Source organism: Persephonella sp., assembly GCF_027023985.1.
In the GTDB taxonomy this organism is placed as follows: domain Bacteria; phylum Aquificota; class Aquificia; order Aquificales; family Hydrogenothermaceae; genus Persephonella_A.
In genome coordinates this window covers 26,252-47,745 of record NZ_JALVTW010000003.1, presented here as the reverse complement: position 1 = coordinate 47,745, position 21,494 = coordinate 26,252, and the positions used below count along the sequence as shown (strand labels likewise).

Genomic DNA, 21,494 nt, shown 5'->3' with positions numbered 1-21,494 from the left:
GAGGGATTTTATGTTTATCAAACGCTTTTTCCTAATGTTCTTACCTACTTTATTTTTACTTTTATTTACCGATAGTCAGGCATGCACGAGAGTTTTACATGTTTTTAAAGATGGTCTTACAATGACAGGTCGTAGTATGGACTGGTATCTGAGATATCCGACAACTATATGGAAATTTCCACGGGGATTGGAAAGAAGTGGACTTACAAAAGAAAATCCTCTCCACTGGATATCAAAATACGGTAGTGTTGTTATTGTCCAGACTGCTGCAGGTCAAAGTGCCGCTGTTGATGGTATTAATGAAAAGGGACTTGTCGCTAATATGCTTTATCTATCTGAAACAGAATACGGAAAAAGAGACCCTTCTAAAAAAGGCATAACTACTTCAGTTTTTGTTCAGTTTTTACTGGATAATTTTGCAACCGTTAAAGAGGCTGTGGATTTTCTGAATAAGGGGAAAGTTCAACTTATGCCTGTTCCAATACCAAATAGTGAGCATCTTCCAACAATGCATATATCTGTTTCTGATGCTACAGGAGATTCGGCAATTATAGAGGTTTTAAAGGGCAAGTTTGTAATTCATCATTCCCCTAAATATCAGGTTATGACCAATTCACCAGTATTTGAAAAACAACTTGCTTTAACAGCTTACTGGGAGGAGATAGGAGGTCATAACTTTCTTCCGGGAACAAGGAAATCTCCGGATAGATTTGTAAGAGCAAGCTTTTATAACAAACATCTACCTGAGCCTAAAGATTATAGAGAAGCTGTTGCATCTTTAATGTCAATTATGAGAAATGTATCTTCACCATTCGGTAGACCAGACCCTGAAAAACCAAATATATCAACAACCCTGTGGAGAACAATAGCAGACCAGACAAATCTAAGATATTTTTATGAGTCTACAATATCACCAAATCTGGTATGGGTTGATATGAAAAAATTGGATTTTTCAAAAGGTGCCAAGGTTGAGATGGTAAATGTGGAAAAGCATCCTGAGTATATGGGGGAAATTAATAAATACTTTAAATCTGCTAAACCTATAGAATACGCACAAGAACCTTAAAATAAAAAAGCCGCCCTCAAGGGCGGCCTTCTGTTAATCTTCTTTCTTCAGATGAACATCCATCTGTGGATATGGTATTGAGATACCAACTTCATCAAATCTGGTTTTAATTCTTTCAAGCAGGTCAAAATAAACAGGCCAGTAATCACCTGATTTAACCCATGGTCTAACAACAAAATTAACGCTGCTATCTGCGAGTTCTGCAACAGCTACCGTAGGAGCAGGGTCTTTGAGAATTCTTTCATCGCTATTAAGAATATTCCATAATTCCTCTTTCACTTTTTGCAGGTCATCTTCATAGCTAACGCCTATTGTAAGGTCAATTCTTCGTGTATCTTTAGCAGAATAGTTAATGATATTTCCACCTATTACATTAGAGTTAGCTACATAAACCTGCCTGTTATCCCCTGTTTTAAGCTTTGTTGTAAACATTCCTATTTCCTCAACTACACCGGAAGTCCCGCCTGCCTCAATAAAATGTCCTACCTCAAATGGTCTGAATAACAAGAGAAGAAAACCTGCACCAAAGTTTGAAAGTTGGTCTTTAAGGGCAAAACCAATAGCTAATGTTGCAGCACCAAGAATAGCAACAAATGTTGAGGTGTCAACACCAAGGGCACTTAGAGACAGGATAATAACAATAATAAGCAGAATTACATAGGTGATATCGCCTAAGAATTTTGATAAAGTTACATCCCATTTTGCCCTGTCCATCAGCTTTCTTACCAGAGATGTTAGCCATCCGGCCACCATTCTACCAATGATAAAAATGAGGATTGCTGCTATAACCTTTAGACCATAAGCAGCAAGATAGGTCTGAATAACTCCCCATACATCTGAAACCATACTTTTACCTCCCTCTAATTATAGTTTTATTTCCTTTGTAAATATTCGGCCAAAGTCCTAAATTAATAAAAAGAAAGTTTTTCGGAGGGGAAAATGAGAATAGTATTTACCAGCGTAAAACCTGAGGAAAAAGATTTTTTTGAATCACAATTGAAAAACTTCAATCCTTTAATTTTTTCTGAAACAATTGACAAAATAGATATTAAACAAATAGAAGATACAGATATCCTTTCTGTTTTTGTTTTTGATAAGCTTGACAGAAATCTTTTGTCAAAGCTGAAAAATCTCAAACTAATCATTACCCGTTCTGCAGGGGTTGACCATATAGACCTTGAGTATTGTAAGGAGAATAATATTCAGGTTGCACATCTTCCGGCTTACTCTCCAAAATCTATAGCAGAACATACATTTGCACTTATTCTTGCATTAACAAGAAAGCTTAAAAAAATAAACAACAGAACCCAAAAAATTAATTACAGGCAGGAAAGCCAGATTTTGGGAGAAGATTTATTTGAAAAAAGTATAGGAATTATAGGAACAGGAAGAATCGGAACAGAGGTTGCAAAGATAGCACTGGCCTTTTTCAAAGATGTTTATGCTTATGACATAAAAGAAAATCCCCAGCTTAAAGAGTTAGGAGTTAGATATGTTTCCCTTGAAGAGCTGTTTAAAAACAGCGATATAATCTCATTGCACGTTCCATATACGCCCCAGACCCATTATTTAATAAATTCTGAAACAATAAACAAAATGAAAGATGGAGTGATTTTAATAAACACCTCCAGAGGAAAAGTAGTAAACACAGACCATCTTTATCAGGCAATAATGGAAGGAAAAATCTCTGCAGCGGGACTGGACGTTTTTGAAGGGGAAGATGTATTAATACTTGAAAAATATCAGGAAGGAAAGGGGGATTATAAAGACCTAAAAATCCTGAAGTTAAATAGTCTGGAAAATGTGATAATTACGCCACATATTGCTTATTATACAGAAACCGCATTGAACAATATTAGAAATTGCACAATAGAGGCTATAAAAAATTTCATTGAAAAGAAAGATGTGGGAAGATTCAGGGTTGTTTAGGAGGGCAAAATGGATATTAAAATGGAACTGCCTAACAGGGTGGAAATAATCCAGCCTGTTGTTGATTTTACATATAGCTGGGCTTTAAATTCAGGTCTTGAAAAGCCTGAAGCCGTTGAGCTGGCAACGGCAGTAGATGAACTAATCACAGATGTTGTTTTATTTGCCTTTGAAGAAGAAGCCACATTTAATATGTTTTTTAAAAGCAGTTTATCTGACCTTGAGATTATTCTGCAGGAGCTTGGAGAACCATTTGACCCTGAAAGACACAAATATTCTGTTGAAAAGGTAAAAAAAGAAAACAACTTTGAAGGTGCCGGATTTAAGCTGATAAAATCCCTTGTTGACCATTTTGTTTATATCTATAAAGGCAGAGCAGGAAAAGAATTCCGAATAGTCAAAAACATAAAACACAAGCATATAACCCAGTTACTTACTCAGGAAGTTCTCCAGAAAGAACCGGAAAAAGCTGTAAGCTATCAGATAGCCCCTGTTACAGAAAATGATGCCGAAGATATTGCCAGACTAATCTATCGTTCCTATGGATACACATATCCAAAAGAAGATATGTATTACCCGGACAGAATTGTAAAAGCCCTTAGAGAAGGCAAAAAATTTGGTGTTATTGTCAGGACAGATAAAGGAGAAGCTGTTGGATATTTTGCGGTAATCCGTTCTACAGACTCAAATATTGGAGAGGTCGGCGAGGTTGTTGTTTCCCCAAAACACAGGGGAAAGGGAATAATGAAAATGATGATGAAAGCCCTTATTGATATGGCAAAAAGTAAGGGGCTTTTAGGCCTGTTTGGAGAAGCGGTGACAGTGCATACAATAAGCCAGAAAGTAAATGCTAAGTATGGTTTTAAATCTACGGCACTGGTTCTTGGATTTTTTCCTTATGCAGAATACAAAGGGTTTAAACAGGCAAAGCAACGAATTTCTGTAGTTATTGATTTTCTACCACTTGTTGAGAGGAAAAAGGTTCAGTTATATCTACCTGTTGAATACAGCAAGATACTAAAGCAGATTTATCAAAATCTGGGAATAGAAGTTGAAAATCTCCCTGTAAAGCAGAAAATTAATATTCCGGAAAAGTCTAAACTAAGACTGAATATAAACTATAAGCTGCAAAATGCAGTTATTATTGTTGATGAATACGGACAGGATTTTCTGTTTAGAGTTAGAGAAAAGGAAAAAGCTCTTGTTGAAAAAGGTATTAAAGGCATATACATAGACCTTCCTCTTGACCATCCTTACGCAAAGAAAGCGGTTAAACCTCTTCAGGAAGCAGGTTTTATATTTTCAGGATTAATGCCCCTTTTCCACAAGGAAAAGGATTACCTTCGTATGCAAAAAATAATGGAAAATCTGGATTTCAGGTATATAAATGTGTTCTCCGATATGGCCAAAAAAATTAAGAGAAGGATATTTTCTGAATATAAAAAGGTGATGTAATGGAATACACAAAAAAAGGAAATCAGCTTATTATAAGGTTGGAAGAGGATTTTAACTATCCTGTGGTCAAGAGAATGGAAAGTCTTGTAAATATGGAAAATATTGATAGCCTTGTTATAGACCTTACCGGTTCTAAGCTTGTAGATAGCGAAGCAGTTAAACTTATGTATATGCTATTAAAGGAAGGAATTGATATCACACTTGTTAATCCACCTGAAATACTTGATAAAATACTGGATATACTTGAACTTAAAGATGAGTTTAAAAATATCTCAATTGTGAGGGAAAGTAGATAGATGGCTATACAGACACCTTATGTTGCTGTAGATGGGATAATTCAGCTTTTTGATGAAAATGATAATTTTAAAGGAATAGTGCTTATTGAGAGAAAAAATCCTCCTTTGGGACTTGCCATTCCCGGTGGTTTTGTTGATGTAGGGGAAACTGTTGAGCAGGCTTTGGTCAGGGAAATGAAAGAAGAAACCAGTCTGGATGTGGAGATTGTCAGGTTGCTTGGTGTTTATTCTGAACCTAACAGAGACCCAAGATTTCACACAATATCAATCACCTTTGTATGTAAAGCTTACGGCCAGCCAAAAGCCAGCAGTGATGCCAAAGAGGTAAAAGTTTTTAAACTGGAAGAAATTCCTTTTGACAAACTAGTTTTTGACCATGCAAAAATCCTGAGGGATTATTTACTTAGATAATGGAGGATTAAATGAAAATAAAGGTAAAATACAGAGGTAAAGAACAAATACTGGAATTTGATAAAGAACCTGTTAAAGCTATAGATATTCTCAGAGCACTGGGGTTATCCCCTGAACATGCATTTGTTGCAAAAAACGGAGAACTTGCAAGCGAGGATGAAATCATAACCCCTGAAGATGAAATAAAAGTGGTCAATGCCATATCCGGCGGATAAAAGTTCAAATATATCAACAACTTAATTAAAAAACTTTACTTTCTTAACGATAATAAAAACATCTATTAATCATGGGGATTTTCCTATGAAAATTGATAGTTATGATATTAATCTTTCTGCACAGAGTAAAAATATAAATTTTTCTTATGAAAAACTATCTCTAAGGTTTATCACTACACAAAATAATAATCAGCAAAAAGGTCTATTAATCACAAAATTTAAGATGGATATTACACATATAAATTTATCTCAAGGAGATAAAACCCCTGAAGAACTTATGGCAGAGCTAATAAAACTATTGATAGAAAAAATCACAGGTAAAAAAATAAAAAATGTGTCTATCTCTAAGATGAAAAACTTTTTAGAAACTAAGCCTCTAGATATTCTCCAATCTGCAGTTGAGCTTGATTACAAAAAAGTTAGTTATAAAGAGAATTACGTGAAATTTATAGCTTCCGGATATGTTAAAACCAAAGACGGTAGACAGATAAAATTTGACTTATCCTTTGAGATAGATAAATCACAGCTTCAACTGGAACATCTCAACCTAAAAGCAGGAAGCCTCGCTTTAATAGACCCTCTTGTTATTGTTCTGGATGGGGATATATCTGCTTTACTTTCTGATGGCAGATTTGAGTTTGATATAGATAGCGACGGAAAAAATGAGAAAATCCCCCTTCTAAAAGAAGGAAAAGGTTTCCTTGTTTTTGATAAAAATGAAAATGGAAAGATTGATAACGGCGGTGAACTATTTGGCACAAAAACCGGTGATGGCTTTGGTGAGTTATCCGATTACGATGAGGATAAAAACAACTGGATAGATGAAAATGATAGGATTTTTAACAAATTAGGTGTATGGATGAAAACTCCATCTCAAGACAGAATTTATTCCCTTAAGGATTTAGATATAGGAGCAATATATCTGGGTAATACTCAAACTTATTTTCCTTTCAAAAATAGTCAACTCTCCCAATCAGGTATCTACCTAAAAGAAAACCTTGATATAGGTTTTATCTCAAAAATTGATTTTAAAGTATAAAAAATCATAATATTTGAAAATTCCTGTGTAAGAATATAATTATTATCCGGTATTAAAATCCTTCAGGAGATAAAATGGCAAAACTTAAAAAAGGAAGTAGATGCACAGTTTGTAAGGCAAAAGGAGAAAAAGAAAAGGCTGTGGTTTTCCTGCCACACCACAGGCTTGCTTTATGCAAAAAGCATTTTATAGAGTGGTTTGAAAAAAGAGTGGCAAAAACTATAAAAGAGTTTCGTATGTTTTCTCCTAAAGACAGAATACTAATTGCTGTTTCAGGCGGAAAAGACAGCCTTGCTTTGTGGAATGCACTGGTAAAACTTGGATATGAAGCAGATGGATTTTATATAGACCTTGGGATTGATGAGTATTCACAGGATAGTAAAAGACTTGCACTCCAGTTTGCAGAAAAGATAGAAAGACCTTTACATATAGTTTCACTTAAAGAAGAAATAGCCCCAATTCCACAAATAGACCAGATTACCAATAGGCCTGCCTGTTCAGCCTGTGGCACGGTAAAAAGGTATTACATGAACAAATATGCAAAAGAACTTGGATACAACATAATAGCCACAGGACACAACCTTGATGATGAAGTGGCTGTCCTATTTGGAAATACACTCCACTGGGATATTGATTACCTCAAAAGACAGTATCCTGTTTTAAGAGAAGAAAACGGATTTATTAGAAAAGTAAAACCCCTGTGCAAAATAACAGAGAAAGAAGCGGCACTTTATGCATTTTTCAACAATATTGAGTATATAGAATACGAATGTCCATTCTCAGAAGGAGCCTCATCTATAGAATATAAGGAACTGTTTTCCCAGCTTGAAGAAAAACATCCAGGAACAAAACTCCAGTTTTATACAAATTTCCTAAAAAAAATGTATCCGATATTAAAGGAACATGAAGAAAAGCAAAAACAGGAACTCCAAAGATGTAAAATATGCGGAGAACCTTCGTTCTCGGAAATATGTAGCGTATGTAAACTAAAAGAGAAAGTTAAAACAGCAGCAAAATCTGAGTGATATAGGCTAAGATTTTATTTGAAAATATCACTAAAAATTCATATTATAAATATATAGTAATAAACATAAAAGGAGGTTAAGATGGCTTTAATATATGATGTAAGTGATGATAACTTTGAGGAAGTAGTTGTAGAGAAATCCTATGAAAGGCCTGTTGTTATAGATTTTTGGGCTCCATGGTGCGGTCCATGTAGAGTTCTAAAGCCTCTACTGGAAAAGCTTGCAGGTGAATATGGTTTTGTTCTGGCAAAAATAAACACAGATGAAAATCCACACATAGCACAGGAGTTTGGGGTTAGTGGAATACCTGATGTTCGTATATTTATAAATGGAAAAGAGGTTGATAGATTTGTCGGGGCTTTACCGGAGCCAAAACTGAGGGAAGTTTTATCTAAATACATAAAATCCGAAGCAGATAAACTACTTGATGAAGCAAAAATGGAATTTATGGCAGGAAATCTAACAAAAGCAGAGGATATTTACGAAAAACTCCTTAGAGAATATCCTGAAAACAAAAAAATAGCCCTTGAAGCTGCCCAGTTTTACATAAAAGAGGGTAGATTAGACAGAGCAGAAGAGCTGTTAAACTCTATTAAGGAATATCATAAGGAATACTTTACAAAAGCACAGGCATTAAAAGAATTAATCACATTCAAAAAATGGTGTGAGGAACTGCAGCCTGAAAATGAGCTTGATAAACTTCTTAAGGAAGGAGCCTGTCTTGCACTGCAGGAGCAATACAAAGATGCACTTGAAAAATTCCTGAAAGTTGTCCAGCTGGACAAAAAATACAAAGATGAGGCAGGCAGAAAAGCAATGGTAGCAATATTTAATATCCTTGGGGAAGGAAACCCTTTAACCAAGGAATACAGAAAGAAACTGGCCATGTGGCTGTATTAAAATAAACACATTTTTATATGGGGGAGGTATTAATGTCGTTCAAATATTCAAAAAGTATAAAACAAATTTTAGAAAAAAGTAATGTAGAAGTACTGGATTACACTAAAACGAGTGAAAAATTAGATGAAAAATTTTTTAAAAAACTAAAGGAATTAATAGAGAAAAAACTCAATCTTGGGAAAATTATAATTATTAAATTTTTAAAAAGGGATAGCTTCAAAATACCATTTTGGTTTATTGAGTGGATTAAAAAACTAAGAAAAAGATGTATATTTATAATAATAATTCTGGTAAGTTTGCCAAAAAACAATTGCTGCATAAGCAGTAATTTATTTACTGAGATAGATAATGATTTTAAAGATTATTTGTTTAATAACACAAATTATGATAGTAAGTTAAACAATTTAAAAACCACCTTTAGCACCGCCTTTATGAATACATCTCCCACATACTTTACTGGTAATGTTTGTGATAAGGAAAGAAACAATGATAAATATGTTTTAATTAGTCTAAATCCAGGTGCACAATATCCAAATCCATTAATAGAAGATCTAATAATGAACATTTCATATTATTTAACTGGAATTTACAATTATCAGGACTGGTTAAACTTTTATATTAATTTTTATGAGATTTTCTTTATAAACGGTTTAACTTCAAAATACTATACAAGGCTAATAAATTTATTCGCAGGTTTACATAGATTACCACAAACTTATTTTTCTGGAAAAGGGATCCATAAACAAAGACAAATTTATAATTTTTATGATAGTTATTTAATAAATGTAGACCTCATTCCATACCGTTCACATAGCACTTCAACATTTAAAACTACACCACACGGTATATGTTATTTGAATAAAAGATTTTACGAAATTTTAAACCAAATCAGCTGTATAAAAAGCAAATTTAATTTAAGAAAAGTAATACTAAATGGGAAAGTTTTTGTTGATTTGATAGTAAATCAGCAAATAAATAATTGCTGTTGTAAAAATTGTCAAATATTTTCATTAAATACTAATACTATAAAAAAACAGCCTTATAAAAACTTTACAATATATGATGTTAATATTAATGGAATTGATGTAGTAGTTATTGATAGATTTCTAACGTATGTAGGAAAGGGTTCTTTGACTAATAATGATTTGTATAATTTAGGAACAATCTTATAGAGCTAAATTATTGGAGGAGTTTATGAAAAAATATATTTTTCTTTTTCTCCTTGTTTTTTCTTTTTCTTATGCTGATATTTTAGACAAATTAGAGAAAAAGCTATCACAGATAAGTTCAATAACAGCACAGTTCAAGCAGCAAACATTTATGGAAGGATTAGACCAGCCTGATGAATATGAAGGGAAGTTATTTATAACAAAACCGGACACAGTAAAGCTTGAGTATTTCAAGCCTGTTAAACAGATATATTATCTTAAAGGCAATGAATTAATCGTTTATTCCCCAGAAGAAAAACAAGCAGTAAGAACGAAACTTTCTGACCAGTTTATAATGCTTAAGATATTCAAAACAATAGCCTCAGGAGAAAGTCTCAAATCCCTTTTTAAACTGGAAAAAAATGAGAAAAAAGGCACATATATACTGCTGATTTTATCTCCTAAAGACCAAAAAGATATTAAAAAATTCACAATGCTATTATCAGATGACTTAACCATAAAAAAGATGACCGTATGGGACAAAGAAGGCAACAAAATTGTTATTGATTTTTATGATTTTAGATATGGTAGAAAACTCCTGAACCTTTATATTAAAATACCTAAAGATACCGAATGGATGGAGTATTGAGGTTTTAAAATGAATATGGGAAAAATTATTTTAGGATTTATTGCAGCTTTTACAGTTTTAACTGTAATTTCCTTTTTTGTTTTAGAGAAAAAATACGCCGTTTCGCTTGGAATTATTGACCTATCCATACTAATATTTGCCTTTCTGGTCTGGCTGAATGACAAACAGTTCCACGAACGCCCAAGCCAGAGAATTTTTTCCATATCAGACAAAAGATTTATTGATGATGTAATAGTCCGCCAGATGAATATGCACGGAATAACTGAGATTAAAGACTATGGTACAAGAATGGAGTTTTACAAACAGGGACACAAGGCGGCAGAGCTTAAATTTAGAACAGATGAGAAAGGAGAGCCTGTGGTAATAGATGGCAAATATGTAATAGAAATAGAAGCCCCAGAGTATATTCTTCACAATATAGACCATGAAACATGGAGCTTAATCGGGAAAAAATGATACAAAAAACAGGTATCACAGACCCGGAGATTATTAAACAACAACTTGAAAAAGAAGGATATACCAATATTTTTACGTGGTGTGATGGTGCCGGTTCTTTTTATGACTGGCATACCCATCCTTATCAAGAGGTTAGATGGGTTTATAAAGGTTCCGTTGTAATGGGAACAGAAGACGGAGAAATAGTCTTAAATGAAGGAGATAGACTGGACTTACCGGCAGGAACAAGACACTGGGCAAAGACAGAAACAGGTGTCTGTTATGTATGCGGAAGCAAAAAAAGGAGGTAAAAAATGACAAAAGAAGAAAGACAAAAGATGGATGAACTTGTGATGAAAGCTTTTACACTGGCTTATGAACTGGGAACAAATCTTGATGAATTACATAGAGAGTTCAGAGAGCTTAGATTTAATACAAAAGATAAAGACTTAGAAGCAGCTTTGATAAATCTTGAGCATGCATTTTTTATGACAGCTCAATCAATAAACATCCTTAAAGAACAGACCAGAAATGCCCTAATACCTCTTAGGAAAGCACAAACCAGAGAAGGATAAATGGAAAGGAAAATTCCAACAGTTTTCCTGAAGGCTTATGAGCTGATAGATGAAAACACAATGGACAAACTTGAGGATGTGGAAACTCCTCTTATGCTTGTTGAGGAGATAGAAAATTTTAAAGAAAATGTTTTTTGGGTAAAAATAAGGAATCTCTGGGTTTTAATAGGAAAAATTCCACCACTAAAGCCTTCAAAAGAAGATATAGTGTTATTTAGAGAAAAAGGACAATGGGGATTGTTTAAATACCTTGGAGAAGAAGAAGGAAAAGTTGTTTTAAGAGATGGCAAAGATGAAAGAACAACCAGAGTTCCTAAAGAGATTGTTGAAACTCTGGAACTATTTGGAAAAGTCCTAAGGGTTCAGGAAAAGGTATGATGAAGAAAGTATTTTCAGCTTTTTTAATGTTTTTAATAATATTTTTGTCCTTTTCCTGTCAAAAGGAAAAGGTAGATAACAAAAAAGTATTTAAAAGTATCTTATTATCTGCTGATGGAAAGCCTATTCCACTTCCTAAAGATAAGCTTATATTTGTAAACTTTCTTGCGTATTCCTGCACATCTTGTATGAAAGAGATGCCGGTAATTAAAAAAGTTTTAAGCGAACCTAAATACAAAAATAAATTTCAGTTTATAGGTATCGTTATAGACAGTAACAAAGGCGATTTGACAGACCCTAACTTTCCTATTTACCCCGGGGATAAACGCAATTTTATAAGATTCCCAGTTAGGGGAACGCCAACTACTTATATAATAACACCTGAGGGTAAAAAACTCCTTGTTATATTTGGTGCAGTAACAGAGGAAAATCTGAGAAAATTTTTAGACCAAGCCATACAAAAAGCAGAGTCTTTAAAAAAGAAAAGTTAGTTTTTTGTAAATCGTAGATTTATGTAAATCTTGCATAATATGGCTATCTTTTAAATACTTGATTTTTCTGGTATAATATCAGTTTCGTATTTCGAGTTTTAAGGAGGTTAAAATATGGCAGCACCTAAGAGAAAAAAATCAAAAGCTAAAACTGCAATGAGAAAGGCACACTGGCTTAAAAAAGTAAATATACCGGGACTTTCTCTTTGTCCTGAATGTGGACAGCCAAAGGCACCACACAGAGTATGTCCACACTGTGGATATTACAAAGACAAAGAGGTAATCGAGGTAGTATAACTTGTATATAGCTCTTGATGCTATGGGGGGTGATTATGCCCCTCAGAGCAATGTAAAAGGTGCCGTATTATTTGCAAAAGAATACAATATTGGCGTTTATTTGGTAGGAAATAAGGAAATATTAGAAGAAGAACTGGAAAAAGCTGGAGGAAAAGGCCTTCCTATTGAGATAGTCCATGCGGAAGAAGTAATTGGTATGGACGAACCACCTTCTGTCGCAGTCCGTAAAAAAAGAAAATCCTCAATGTATATAGCCGGTAAACTTGTCAGAGAAGGTAAAGCTCAGGCTTTTGTTTCTGCAGGTAATACCGGTGCAGCAATGGCTATTTCCAAATTTGTTGTTGGTGCTGCAGAAGGTATAGAAAGACCTGGTATTGCTGTTGCCTTCCCTACAAAAAAAGGAAAACCAACAGTTCTTATAGATGTTGGGGCTAATGTTGATTGTCGTCCAAAGCATCTTCTCTACTTTGCAGTTATGGGACATACCTATGTAAAAGAGATTTTAAAAAGTTCCGAATCTCCAAAAGTTGGAATACTCAGCATTGGTGAAGAAGAAGGCAAAGGTAACGACCTTGTAAAAGATACATACCCTCTTTTAAAAATGACAGGCCTTAATTTTGTAGGTAACGCTGAAGGTAGAGATATCTTTACCGGTGATTTTGATGTTATTGTGTGTGATGGTTTTGTTGGAAATGTAGTTCTTAAAACCAGTGAAAGTCTCGGAACAATTATTGTAGAAATGATAAAGCAGGAAGTGGAGAAAAGCATAATTTCAAAAATCGGTGCAGCTCTAATGCTTCCTGCCCTGAAAAGGTTTAAGAAAAAAGCTGACTTTGCAGAATACGGTGGTGCTCCACTTCTTGGAGCAAAGGGAACATGTATCATAACCCACGGAAGAGCAGATGCAAAAGCTATAAAAAATGCTCTTAAGGTGGCTTCCCAGTTTGAAGAAACCCATTTTAATGATAAACTAAAGGAAAACCTCACAAATCTAATACCTGAGGAGCTAAGGGAGTAGATGGCTACAAAGGCTGAAATAAAAGGTATTGGGATGTATGTTCCACCCCGTGTTCTCACAAACCATGATTTAGAAAAAATTCTTGATACATCAGATGAATGGATAACAACCAGAACAGGTATAAAAGAAAGACATATAGCAGAAGAATGGGAAAAAGCTAGTGATCTGGCACTTCCTGCATGTAGAGAAGCTATACAAAATGCAGGTATTTCTCCAAAGGATATAGATGCAGTAATAGTGGCAACATCTACTCCTGATATGACTTTTCCATCAACTGCATGTTTTCTTGCTGATAAGCTGGGGTGTTTTAAACCTATGGCTTTTGATATATCGGCTGCCTGTAGTGGATTTATTTATGGTCTTACTATTGGAAACTCATTTATTACTTCAGGTCAGTTTAAAAATGTTCTTGTTGTTGGTGCTGAAGTTTTTTCACATATAATAGACTGGTCAGATAGGTCAACGGCTGTTATATTTGGAGATGGAGCAGGGGCTGTAGTGTTATCGGCCACTGAAAATGGAAGTGGTATTTTATCTGCTGTTATGAAATCTGACGGTTCCCATTGGGGTTCACTTTATTGTCCTGTCGGAGAAAAACTCAGAATGAGAGGAAGAGAAACATTTAAACTGGCAATTAAATCAATGGAAAATGCTTCGTTAAAAGCGCTTCACGAGGCTGGAATTACTTTAGATAATATATCCCTTGTTATACCACATCAAGCAAACATCAGAATTATAAATGCTTTGGCTGAAAAGTTAGGGCTTCCTGAAGATAAAGTTTTCAGTAATATTTATAAATACGGAAATACAAGTGCAGCCTCTATTCCAATAGCAATGTATGAGGCCTGGAAAGAAGGAAAAATCAAGAAAGGAGATTATATCCTCCTCACAGCGTTTGGAGGAGGACTTACGTGGGGAGCGATTGTTCTCCAGTTTTAAAGGAAAGACTCAAAATCTTCAGGTTTTATAGATTCAAGCCATTCTTTAATTTCTTCTTCAGAGGCATCCAGTTTTCCATCATCAATCTGAGATTTTTCAAGAACTTCTTCTGAAACAAAGATAGGAGCTTTACTCCTTAAAGCAATATTAATAGCATCGCTTGGTCTTGCATCAATTTTAAGAGGTTTTTCTCCGGCTTTGATTGATATTTCTGCATAGTAAGTGTTATCTCTTAAATCGTGGATATAAATATACTCCACAACTCCATTTAAAGAATCAATAATACTGTTAATCAGGTCATGGGTCATCGGTCTTGGTCTTGTGATACCTTCGAGTTGCATTGCGATTGCGTTTGCTTCAAAAATTCCAATCCATATAGGAAGAACATGATCAGTCTCTTTTCCCCTAAGAATAACAATGGGCATATTTGTAACAGGGTCTAAAGTAATTCCCTGCACATTCATTTCAATCATGATATTGGCCTCCTCACTTTATACTAATTCCTCTACTAATTCACCTTCAAGGCTGAACCTGTTGGCTTTGCTTATTCTGAGATTTACTATTTCTCCTAATAAGTTATGCCTGCTTTCAAAATGAACAAGTTTATTTGTTCTGGTTCTACCTACAAATTTGCCGTCTTTTTCTTCCTCAACCAGAACTTCAACAATTTTGTTCTCGTATTCCCTATTTTTCTTAAAACTAATGTCTTTTTGGAGATTTATCAAGTCATTTAGCCATTTGCTCACGGTTTCCGGCTTTTCTGTCATCTGCATTTCTGCTGCTGGAGTTCCTGGTCTTGGTGAATATTTAAAGGCGAAGACCTGGTCATATTCCACTTCTTTCAGAACTTTTATTGTTTCAAGGTAGTCTTCATAGGTTTCTCCAGGAAAACCAACGATTATATCTGTGGAAAGTGCTATATTTGGAATGTATTTTTTCAGAAGTTCTATTTTTTGTAGGTATTCTTTTTGTGTATATCCTCTATCCATAGCTTTCAAAATTCTGTCCGAACCTGCCTGTATTGGAAGGTGAAGATATTCACAGACCTGAGAAATTTCTGCCATTGCTTTTATAGTTTCTTCATCTAAATCCCTTGGATGTCCTGTTGTGAATCTTATCCTTTCTACACCATCTATATCGGCAACTGCATAAAGCAGTTCATAAAACTTAACATCCCCAAGGTCTTTACCGTAGGCAGTTACATTTTGACCTATCAGGTGTATTTCTTTAACTCCATCTTCAACAAGCCATTGAACCTCCTGTAGTATTTCTCCAATCCTACGGCTTCTTTCTTTTCCTCTGGTGTAAGGGACTATACAATATGTGCATTTTTTATCACAGCCTCTTATAATTGTGACGTAAGCTGTGTATTTGTTGTCTCTGACTGTTGGGTATTTGTCTAATTCTGTTTCGTTTGCATCTATGTCCTCTATGATTTCAACTGCTTTGTTTCCTGCTTCTGCCTCTTTTAGAAGTTGTGGAAGATGGTGAATGTTTGTTGTTCCAAATACCATATCAATAAACGGTGCTTTCTGGAGAATTTCATATCCTGCCCTTTGAGCAAGGCAGCCGCATACACCAATAATTGCATCTGGATTTTTATTTTTTATTTTTTTGAATTCTCCCAGTGCTGATAAAACCTTTTGGTCTGGTTTTTCACGGACGGAACATGTATTGACCAGTATAACATCAGCTTCTTCCCAATCTTTTGCCGGTTCATAACCTAAACTTTTTAGAATTCCTGCCATTTTTTGACTGTCGTTTACATTCATCTGACAGCCAAATGTTCTTATGTAATATTTTTTCAATTTTCCACCTCTTAAAATAGAATTTATATAGGTTATACAATTTATATTATTTTTTGATTTTCTTCAATTACTTAGATCTTTTCAAAAATTCAAAAAATCTGAGTCTGTCAATCGCAGATTTTTGAACCTTAATTGAGACAAAATCTCACAGGAAATTTGGCTAAAATTTAAATCTCGGCTTTGTATACCAAAGGTTTGTCGATCCCCGGGGATTTTTGCGAGATTGGAGGTCGACTGAAAATTAAATCAATTTGACAAGGACTATAATTTTTCGTATATTTAATTTCAATAAGATATATCAACGGCTATTTGACAATAGAATATGAAATCAATTTCAGGGGTTTTTAGAGTGCCTATAAGGAATTGAAACTAATAAAAATTTTCATTTGCTAATCCAAATGTTTTGTTGTTTTTAGAGTGCCTATAAGGAATTGAAACAATTCTCTTGCTATCTGTCCGAGTATTCTGTATGTTGTTTTTAGAGTGCCTATAAGGAATTGAAACAGCCCTCTATATTTTCAAATCTGCCCATATGTCAGGGTTTTTAGAGTGCCTATAAGGAATTGAAACACTCTCTCCAGATATTTCCGTCTTCTGTGGTTGGAGTGTTTTTAGAGTGCCTATAAGGAATTGAAACGCTTCTCTCTGTTTTTTAAGTCTTCCGTGGTTTCCTACCGTTTTTAGAGTGCCTATAAGGAATTGAAACGCTTTATAAAAAATGTAGGGTCAGCTCCTAAATGTGGTTTTTAGAGTGCCTATAAGGAATTGAAACAATAAATTGGCATTTCAGGTGTAAAATATTCAGGATGTTTTTAGAGTGCCTATAAGGAATTGAAACATTGGTAAGTTCATACTTGGAAATGCTTTTTGTAATTGTTTTTAGAGTGCCTATAAGGAATTTGAGGCTAATATGTAGTGATTATAAAAATGAAATCTTTATAAATTTCTTTCAGATAATTTGACAAAGTTTTGATATGTATCCTGAATATTCAATCAGAAACTTTCCATGTTTTTATAATACTTACTTTATTCTTTTGTTCTTATGATTTTGTATCCAAAATCCAGTTCCAGAGTGTTGTCTGGTGGAAGGACAAACTCCCAGATAATCTTGCCGTTGGCTTCCAATTTTTTCCATTTTTTTGAGGATATAGGCTGAATTTCTTCTTTTTCTGTTCTCTGAACAGGAACTCTGTCAACGAGGACAATCTTTATAGCTTTTTTGTGCTTATTCTTTATAGAATAATGCCATATTTTTGTGGTTACTACTTTTCCTAAAAATGTTTTTTCAATTTTATTTTCTTTTAGATATTTATTTACTTTTACAAAAACATCTTCACCTAAATAGAGCTTATTTTCTTCTCCCTCTGAAATTGGCTTTAATCTACCTTTCCCAATGAAAACTCCATCTACATAAAAAGCAGCCATTGAAGGTGGAAAGTTCTGGTCAGGTTTGAAAACAGCCATCAAAAATGGTGTAGCTGTGGCATAGCCATCAATAAAAATGTTGAAATCAGCCGGATACTCTTTTTTCTGGATATTTACTTTTACTGAACTTTTTGCGGGAATATTTACATTTTTTACCGTGTAGAAGAACTTGGTTTCTGTTTCTGTTATTTGGGTTTGGGGTAGTGCCTCTACCTGTTTCATATAAAGTTTTGGCGTTCTAAAAACAGGTCTGTTAAATGGAGGTGGCTGGATTGTCAGTGTTTTCATGTATGGATAGTATTCAACTGATATATTTTTTAATTCAAAGTCTGTCTGGTTTTTTATAGAAAGGTTATTTAGTATCTTGATTTTTTTATTGAAAGTTGATGCGTAGATACTGTATTGCTGATAGCCTGTGATTTTTTCAGGTATTTTTAAATTTAGCCGAGGTGTCTGGCAGTCTGTTTTTAATTTTATTGATGTCTGGTATTTTTTCCTGATTTTTTCTAATTTTTTCTGTAATTGTGAAATCTGTTTTTTTATTTTTTCCCTTTCTGCTAACTTTTCTTCATAAATATTTCCAATTTTGCTTATATTTTCATCTAATCCTTTTGGGTTTAGCTGGATTTTTTCCAGTGCTTTTAGCTGGCTGTCTATGGTCTGCATCCTTTGGTTTAACTGCTCTATCTGTTTTTGCAAATTTTTGTATTCTTGAGGATATTCTGCTTTTGTTTGTGTAATCTGGAGAATATTACATATATCTGGTTGAAGAGAGATATTTAAGCTGTTTATATCAATGTTGTGTGGAAGAATTATTGTGGTATTGCTGGTAGCTGATACTTTCTCTTTGATAAAGGCTGTATTTCTGTAAATTTCCAGTCCTGTTATTTGTGGAAAAACTGTTTGTGCAAAGGACTGGCCGGCAACCAAAATAGCCAGCCCTGTTAGGATTTTTCTCATGGCTCCCCCTAATATTTTCCAAATACTCTTTCATAAATATAAGGAACATTTTTCAAAAATGCATTAACGTCAAATATTTTGTCCAATTCTTCAGGTGAAAGCCTTGATGTTACTTCTGGGTCTTGTAAAAGGGCATCTTTGAACATTAATCCTGGTGTGTCCCATGCTTTCATGGCATTTCTCTGGACTATGTCGTAAGCCTCATCTCTGGATAATCCTTTTTCAACAAGTGCAACAAGCACTTTTGATGAAAAATATAGTCCTTTTGATAAATCCATATTTCTCTTCATATTTTCAGGATATACCACAAGACCTTCCAGAACTTTCTTTGTGAGATAAAGGATATAATCCAGTGCTATTGCACTATCAGGTAGGACAACTCTCTCAACTGAGGAATGGGAGATATCCCTTTCATGCCAGAGGGCAATATCTTCCATCGCAGGAATTGCATTTGCCCTGATTACTCTGGCAAGTCCTGTTATTCTTTCACAGGTTATTGGGTTTTTCTTATGGGGCATTGCAGAAGAACCCCTTTGACCTTTTTTAAATGGCTCCTGTGCTTCTAGAACTTCTGTTCTTTGTAAATGCCTTATCTCAACTGCTATTTTTTCAAGTGATGATGCTGTTATAGCCATTGCTGCCATGAATTCTGCATGTCTGTCCCGTTGAACAACCTGATTTGAAACAGGTTCAGGTTTTAGACCAAGCTCTTCAAGGGCGTATTTTTCCACTTCCGGTGGGATATTTGAGTATGTTCCAACAGCTCCTGAGATTGCCCCTACAGAAACAACTTCTCTGGCATGTTCCAGTCTTTTCCTGTTTCTTTTCATCTCTTCATACCAGAGGGCAAATTTTAGCCCGAATACCATTGGTTCTGCATGGACACCGTGTGTTCTTCCCATCATAACAGTCTTTTTATATTTAAAAGCATTTTCCATAAGAACAGGCAGCAGTGCATCTATATCCTGAATAAGAATATCAGCAGTTTCTCTCATCAAAAGTCCAAGGGCAGTATCTATAACATCTGAAGATGTTACTCCAAGATGTATATATCTGCCATTTTCCCCAACCTGCTCTGCTATGGCAGTTACAAAAGCCAAAACATCATGGTTGTAAATCTTGTCAAGCTGATGTATTCTCTCAACAACGCTTTCATCAATATATGTTTTTTCTTCTATTTCCCTAAGGGCTTCATCAGGAATTTTTCCAAGTTTGTTCCATGCTCTACAAATTGCAATCTCAACATCTAACCATTTTTGAAATTTGTTAACTTCGCTCCACACATTTCCCATTCTTTCAAGGGTGTATCTTTTTATCATTTGCCACTCCTCAAAAATATTTTTGAAAACTATTATATCAGCTTGCTGGTATAATCATTTTTATGAGTAGTTCTAATATCGGGAAAATAGCAGAAGAAAAAGCTGTAAATTTTTTGAAGCAAAAAGGTTATACCATTCTGGACAGAAATTTTAGAACCAGATATGGTGAGATTGATATTATAGCCAAACAGGGTAATACCCTTATATTTGTAGAGGTTCGGTTTCGAAGCGGCAGTTTTATTTCACCTGAAGAAAGTATAGACCACCGGAAAATCCAGAAGATAATGAAAACTGCAAATGCTTATTTAACAAAAACAACTACAAATTATGAAAATATCAGGTTTGATGTAATAGCCATTGACAAAAACCAGATAAGACATATAGAAAATGCCTTTGATATTATGTGAAAATATTTTATATTTTTCTGGTTAATACAAAATTTGAGAGGATATATGGATATAAAGGCTTATCTTAAGCAGCAGGCAGAATTTATCAATAGGAAAATTCAGGAATATATTCCATCAGGAACTCCTGAAAAACTTTTTGAGGCAATGGCTTATTCCCTTAATGCCGGTGGAAAAAGACTTAGACCTATTTTGATACTGGAAAGTGCTAAAGCGGTAGGGAAAGAAGATATAGAGGATATAGTTGATATTGCTGTTGCAGCAGAGTTTATCCATACATACTCCCTGATACATGATGACCTTCCTGCAATGGATGATGATGACCTTAGGAGAGGAAAACCTACCTGCCATAAGGTTTTCGGAGAAGCAATCGCAATTCTTGCCGGAGATGGTCTTCAGTCTTATGCCTTTGAACTGATATCTCAGAACCAAAGTGTTCCGGCTGAAAAGCTTATAAAAGTTATTAATCTCCTTGCCCATGGAACAGGTATATACGGAATGGTAGGAGGACAGGCAGCTGATATACTCCATGAAAAAGAAAATGTTTTTGATGATATTCAGTTTATACATACCCATAAAACAGCAAAATTTATCCAGTCTTGTTGCCAGATAGGTGCTGTTCTGGCAAATGCAACAGATGAGGAAGAAAAAGTTCTCAAAAATTATGGTCTTTATATAGGACTGGCATTTCAGATATGGGATGATGTGCTTGATGAGATAGGAGATGAGAAAAAATTAGGAAAAAAAACCAGAAAAGATAGGGAGAAAAATAAACTTACATATCCATCTTTGTATGGTATTGAAAAATCTAAAAAAATAGCAAAAGATTATATTGAAAAAGCAGTAAATGAGATTAAAATATTAAAATCCCCTGAAATCTTGCAGGAAATTGCAAAATATATAATAAGCAGAGAGGTATAGATGAGTCAGTTAAAATACGGAGAAAAGGAAATACAGGAAGCAAAATTAGAAAGATGGCCTAATCCAAATCCGGAAAAAAATTACACAATTGATATAACCTTTCCTGAGTTTACATGCTTATGTCCTCGTTCCGGATATCCGGATTTTGCAACAATAAAAATTAGATATATACCTGACCAGTATATTGTTGAGCTGAAATCACTTAAACTTTATCTGAACAAATACAGAAATCAGTATATATCCCACGAGGAAGCTACCAATAAGATATATGATGATTTATACAACCTGCTTCAACCAAGGTTTTTAGAAGTAATAGGTGACTGGAATCCAAGGGGAAATGTTAAAACAATAATAACAGTTTCCTCGGAGGATAATAAATAAGGGAGGGAGT

Annotated in this window: 27 protein-coding genes and 1 CRISPR repeat array; of the genes, 22 read left to right on the top strand and 5 right to left on the bottom strand. The window is 34.5% G+C overall.

Annotation, left to right across the window (positions count from 1 at the left end; all coding sequences use genetic code 11):
* Positions 1-10 precede the first annotated feature (10 nt).
* Positions 11-1,066 (top strand): linear amide C-N hydrolase, encoded by a 1,056-nt coding sequence (locus MVE07_RS00455; protein WP_297452695.1) that lies wholly within the window; start codon positions 11-13, stop codon positions 1,064-1,066.
* 33 nt (positions 1,067-1,099) lie between these two features.
* Here MVE07_RS00455 and MVE07_RS00450 read toward each other — a convergent pair whose 3' ends face one another.
* Positions 1,100-1,912, bottom strand: a complete 813-nt coding sequence (locus MVE07_RS00450; protein ID WP_297452693.1) for a mechanosensitive ion channel domain-containing protein — start codon at positions 1,910-1,912, stop codon at positions 1,100-1,102.
* A 93-nt stretch (positions 1,913-2,005) separates the two neighbouring features.
* Between MVE07_RS00450 and MVE07_RS00445 the strand changes: the two genes are divergently transcribed.
* The 18 genes from MVE07_RS00445 (at position 2,006) to MVE07_RS00360 (ending at position 14,266) form a co-directional block, all read left to right on the top strand.
* Entirely contained in the window at positions 2,006-2,995 is a 990-nt protein-coding gene (locus tag MVE07_RS00445; protein WP_297452691.1) for an NAD(P)-dependent oxidoreductase, read from the top strand.
* Positions 2,996-3,004: 9 nt separating this feature from the next.
* A complete protein-coding gene (locus MVE07_RS00440) occupies positions 3,005-4,450 on the top strand; it encodes a GNAT family N-acetyltransferase (RefSeq protein ID WP_297452689.1) in 1,446 nt (481 codons plus the stop codon).
* Positions 4,450-4,746, top strand: a complete 297-nt coding sequence (locus MVE07_RS00435; RefSeq protein ID WP_297452687.1) for an STAS domain-containing protein — start codon at positions 4,450-4,452, stop codon at positions 4,744-4,746. The genes MVE07_RS00440 and MVE07_RS00435 overlap by 1 nt, the downstream gene beginning before the upstream one ends.
* Positions 4,747-5,157, top strand: a complete 411-nt coding sequence (locus tag MVE07_RS00430; RefSeq protein WP_297452685.1) for an NUDIX hydrolase — start codon at positions 4,747-4,749, stop codon at positions 5,155-5,157.
* Between the two features lie 11 nt (positions 5,158-5,168).
* Positions 5,169-5,372 (top strand): MoaD/ThiS family protein, encoded by a 204-nt coding sequence (locus MVE07_RS00425; protein WP_297452684.1) that lies wholly within the window; start codon positions 5,169-5,171, stop codon positions 5,370-5,372.
* 85 nt (positions 5,373-5,457) lie between these two features.
* Positions 5,458-6,411, top strand: coding sequence for a hypothetical protein (locus tag MVE07_RS00420; protein WP_297452682.1), 954 nt, complete (start codon positions 5,458-5,460; stop codon positions 6,409-6,411).
* A 74-nt stretch (positions 6,412-6,485) separates the two neighbouring features.
* Positions 6,486-7,436 carry a TIGR00269 family protein gene (locus MVE07_RS00415; RefSeq protein ID WP_297452680.1) on the top strand — a complete coding sequence of 317 codons (951 nt, stop codon included), beginning with the start codon at positions 6,486-6,488 and terminating at the stop codon, positions 7,434-7,436.
* A gap of 81 nt (positions 7,437-7,517) precedes the next feature.
* On the top strand, positions 7,518-8,336 hold the full coding sequence (gene trxA, locus MVE07_RS00410) for a thioredoxin (RefSeq protein WP_297452679.1): 819 nt from the start codon (positions 7,518-7,520) through the stop codon (positions 8,334-8,336).
* Between the two features lie 32 nt (positions 8,337-8,368).
* On the top strand, positions 8,369-9,508 hold the full coding sequence (locus MVE07_RS00405) for a hypothetical protein (RefSeq protein WP_297452676.1): 1,140 nt from the start codon (positions 8,369-8,371) through the stop codon (positions 9,506-9,508).
* Positions 9,509-9,530: 22 nt separating this feature from the next.
* Positions 9,531-10,133 carry an outer membrane lipoprotein carrier protein LolA gene (locus tag MVE07_RS00400; RefSeq protein ID WP_297452674.1) on the top strand — a complete coding sequence of 201 codons (603 nt, stop codon included), beginning with the start codon at positions 9,531-9,533 and terminating at the stop codon, positions 10,131-10,133.
* Between the two features lie 9 nt (positions 10,134-10,142).
* On the top strand, positions 10,143-10,589 hold the full coding sequence (locus MVE07_RS00395; protein ID WP_297452672.1) for a hypothetical protein: 447 nt from the start codon (positions 10,143-10,145) through the stop codon (positions 10,587-10,589).
* A complete protein-coding gene (locus MVE07_RS00390) occupies positions 10,586-10,879 on the top strand; it encodes a cupin domain-containing protein (RefSeq protein WP_297452670.1) in 294 nt (97 codons plus the stop codon). Before MVE07_RS00395 ends, MVE07_RS00390 begins: the two co-directional genes overlap by 4 nt.
* Before the next feature lie 3 nt (positions 10,880-10,882).
* Complete coding sequence (locus MVE07_RS00385) at positions 10,883-11,143, top strand: replication initiation protein (protein ID WP_297452668.1); 261 nt, start codon at positions 10,883-10,885, stop codon at positions 11,141-11,143.
* A complete protein-coding gene (locus tag MVE07_RS00380; RefSeq protein WP_297452666.1) occupies positions 11,144-11,521 on the top strand; it encodes a hypothetical protein in 378 nt (125 codons plus the stop codon).
* Positions 11,518-12,012, top strand: coding sequence for a TlpA disulfide reductase family protein (locus MVE07_RS00375; protein WP_297452664.1), 495 nt, complete (start codon positions 11,518-11,520; stop codon positions 12,010-12,012). The genes MVE07_RS00380 and MVE07_RS00375 overlap by 4 nt, the downstream gene beginning before the upstream one ends.
* 114 nt (positions 12,013-12,126) lie before the next feature.
* Entirely contained in the window at positions 12,127-12,309 is a 183-nt protein-coding gene (rpmF, locus tag MVE07_RS00370; RefSeq protein WP_029520675.1) for a 50S ribosomal protein L32, read from the top strand.
* Position 12,310: 1 nt separating this feature from the next.
* On the top strand, positions 12,311-13,327 hold the full coding sequence (plsX, locus tag MVE07_RS00365) for a phosphate acyltransferase PlsX (RefSeq protein ID WP_297452662.1): 1,017 nt from the start codon (positions 12,311-12,313) through the stop codon (positions 13,325-13,327).
* The gene (locus tag MVE07_RS00360) at positions 13,328-14,266 is read left to right on the top strand and encodes a beta-ketoacyl-ACP synthase III (RefSeq protein WP_297452660.1); all 939 of its coding nucleotides are present in this window, start codon (positions 13,328-13,330) and stop codon (positions 14,264-14,266) included.
* Here the strand turns inward: MVE07_RS00360 and MVE07_RS00355 are convergent.
* The 4 genes from MVE07_RS00355 to purB all read right to left on the bottom strand — a co-directional run bounded on the left by MVE07_RS00355 (position 14,263) and on the right by purB (position 19,778).
* The gene (locus MVE07_RS00355; protein ID WP_297452658.1) at positions 14,263-14,739 is read right to left on the bottom strand and encodes a bifunctional nuclease family protein; all 477 of its coding nucleotides are present in this window, start codon (positions 14,737-14,739) and stop codon (positions 14,263-14,265) included. The two genes, MVE07_RS00360 and MVE07_RS00355, sit on opposite strands and share 4 nt — an antisense overlap.
* A gap of 18 nt (positions 14,740-14,757) precedes the next feature.
* Complete coding sequence (gene miaB / locus MVE07_RS00350; protein ID WP_297452657.1) at positions 14,758-16,074, bottom strand: tRNA (N6-isopentenyl adenosine(37)-C2)-methylthiotransferase MiaB; 1,317 nt, start codon at positions 16,072-16,074, stop codon at positions 14,758-14,760.
* Positions 16,075-16,414: 340 nt separating this feature from the next.
* Positions 16,415-16,979: direct repeats of the CRISPR family, unit length 30 nt; unit sequence GTTTTTAGAGTGCCTATAAGGAATTGAAAC.
* Positions 16,980-17,100: 121 nt separating this feature from the next.
* Entirely contained in the window at positions 17,101-18,459 is a 1,359-nt protein-coding gene (locus MVE07_RS00345) for a DUF4139 domain-containing protein (protein ID WP_297452656.1), read from the bottom strand.
* An 8-nt stretch (positions 18,460-18,467) separates the two neighbouring features.
* Positions 18,468-19,778, bottom strand: a complete 1,311-nt coding sequence (gene purB / locus MVE07_RS00340; protein ID WP_297452654.1) for an adenylosuccinate lyase — start codon at positions 19,776-19,778, stop codon at positions 18,468-18,470.
* 62 nt (positions 19,779-19,840) lie between these two features.
* On the opposite strand from purB, the gene MVE07_RS00335 reads away from it, so the two are divergent.
* Genes MVE07_RS00335 through queF form a run of 3 tightly spaced genes read left to right on the top strand, consistent with a single transcriptional unit; the run spans position 19,841 to position 21,484 of the window.
* A complete protein-coding gene (locus MVE07_RS00335) occupies positions 19,841-20,185 on the top strand; it encodes a YraN family protein (protein WP_297452653.1) in 345 nt (114 codons plus the stop codon).
* 45 nt (positions 20,186-20,230) lie between these two features.
* Positions 20,231-21,103 (top strand): polyprenyl synthetase family protein, encoded by an 873-nt coding sequence (locus MVE07_RS00330; RefSeq protein ID WP_297452652.1) that lies wholly within the window; start codon positions 20,231-20,233, stop codon positions 21,101-21,103.
* Positions 21,104-21,484 (top strand): preQ(1) synthase, encoded by a 381-nt coding sequence (gene queF / locus MVE07_RS00325; protein WP_029520647.1) that lies wholly within the window; start codon positions 21,104-21,106, stop codon positions 21,482-21,484.
* Positions 21,485-21,494: the final 10 nt, after the last annotated feature.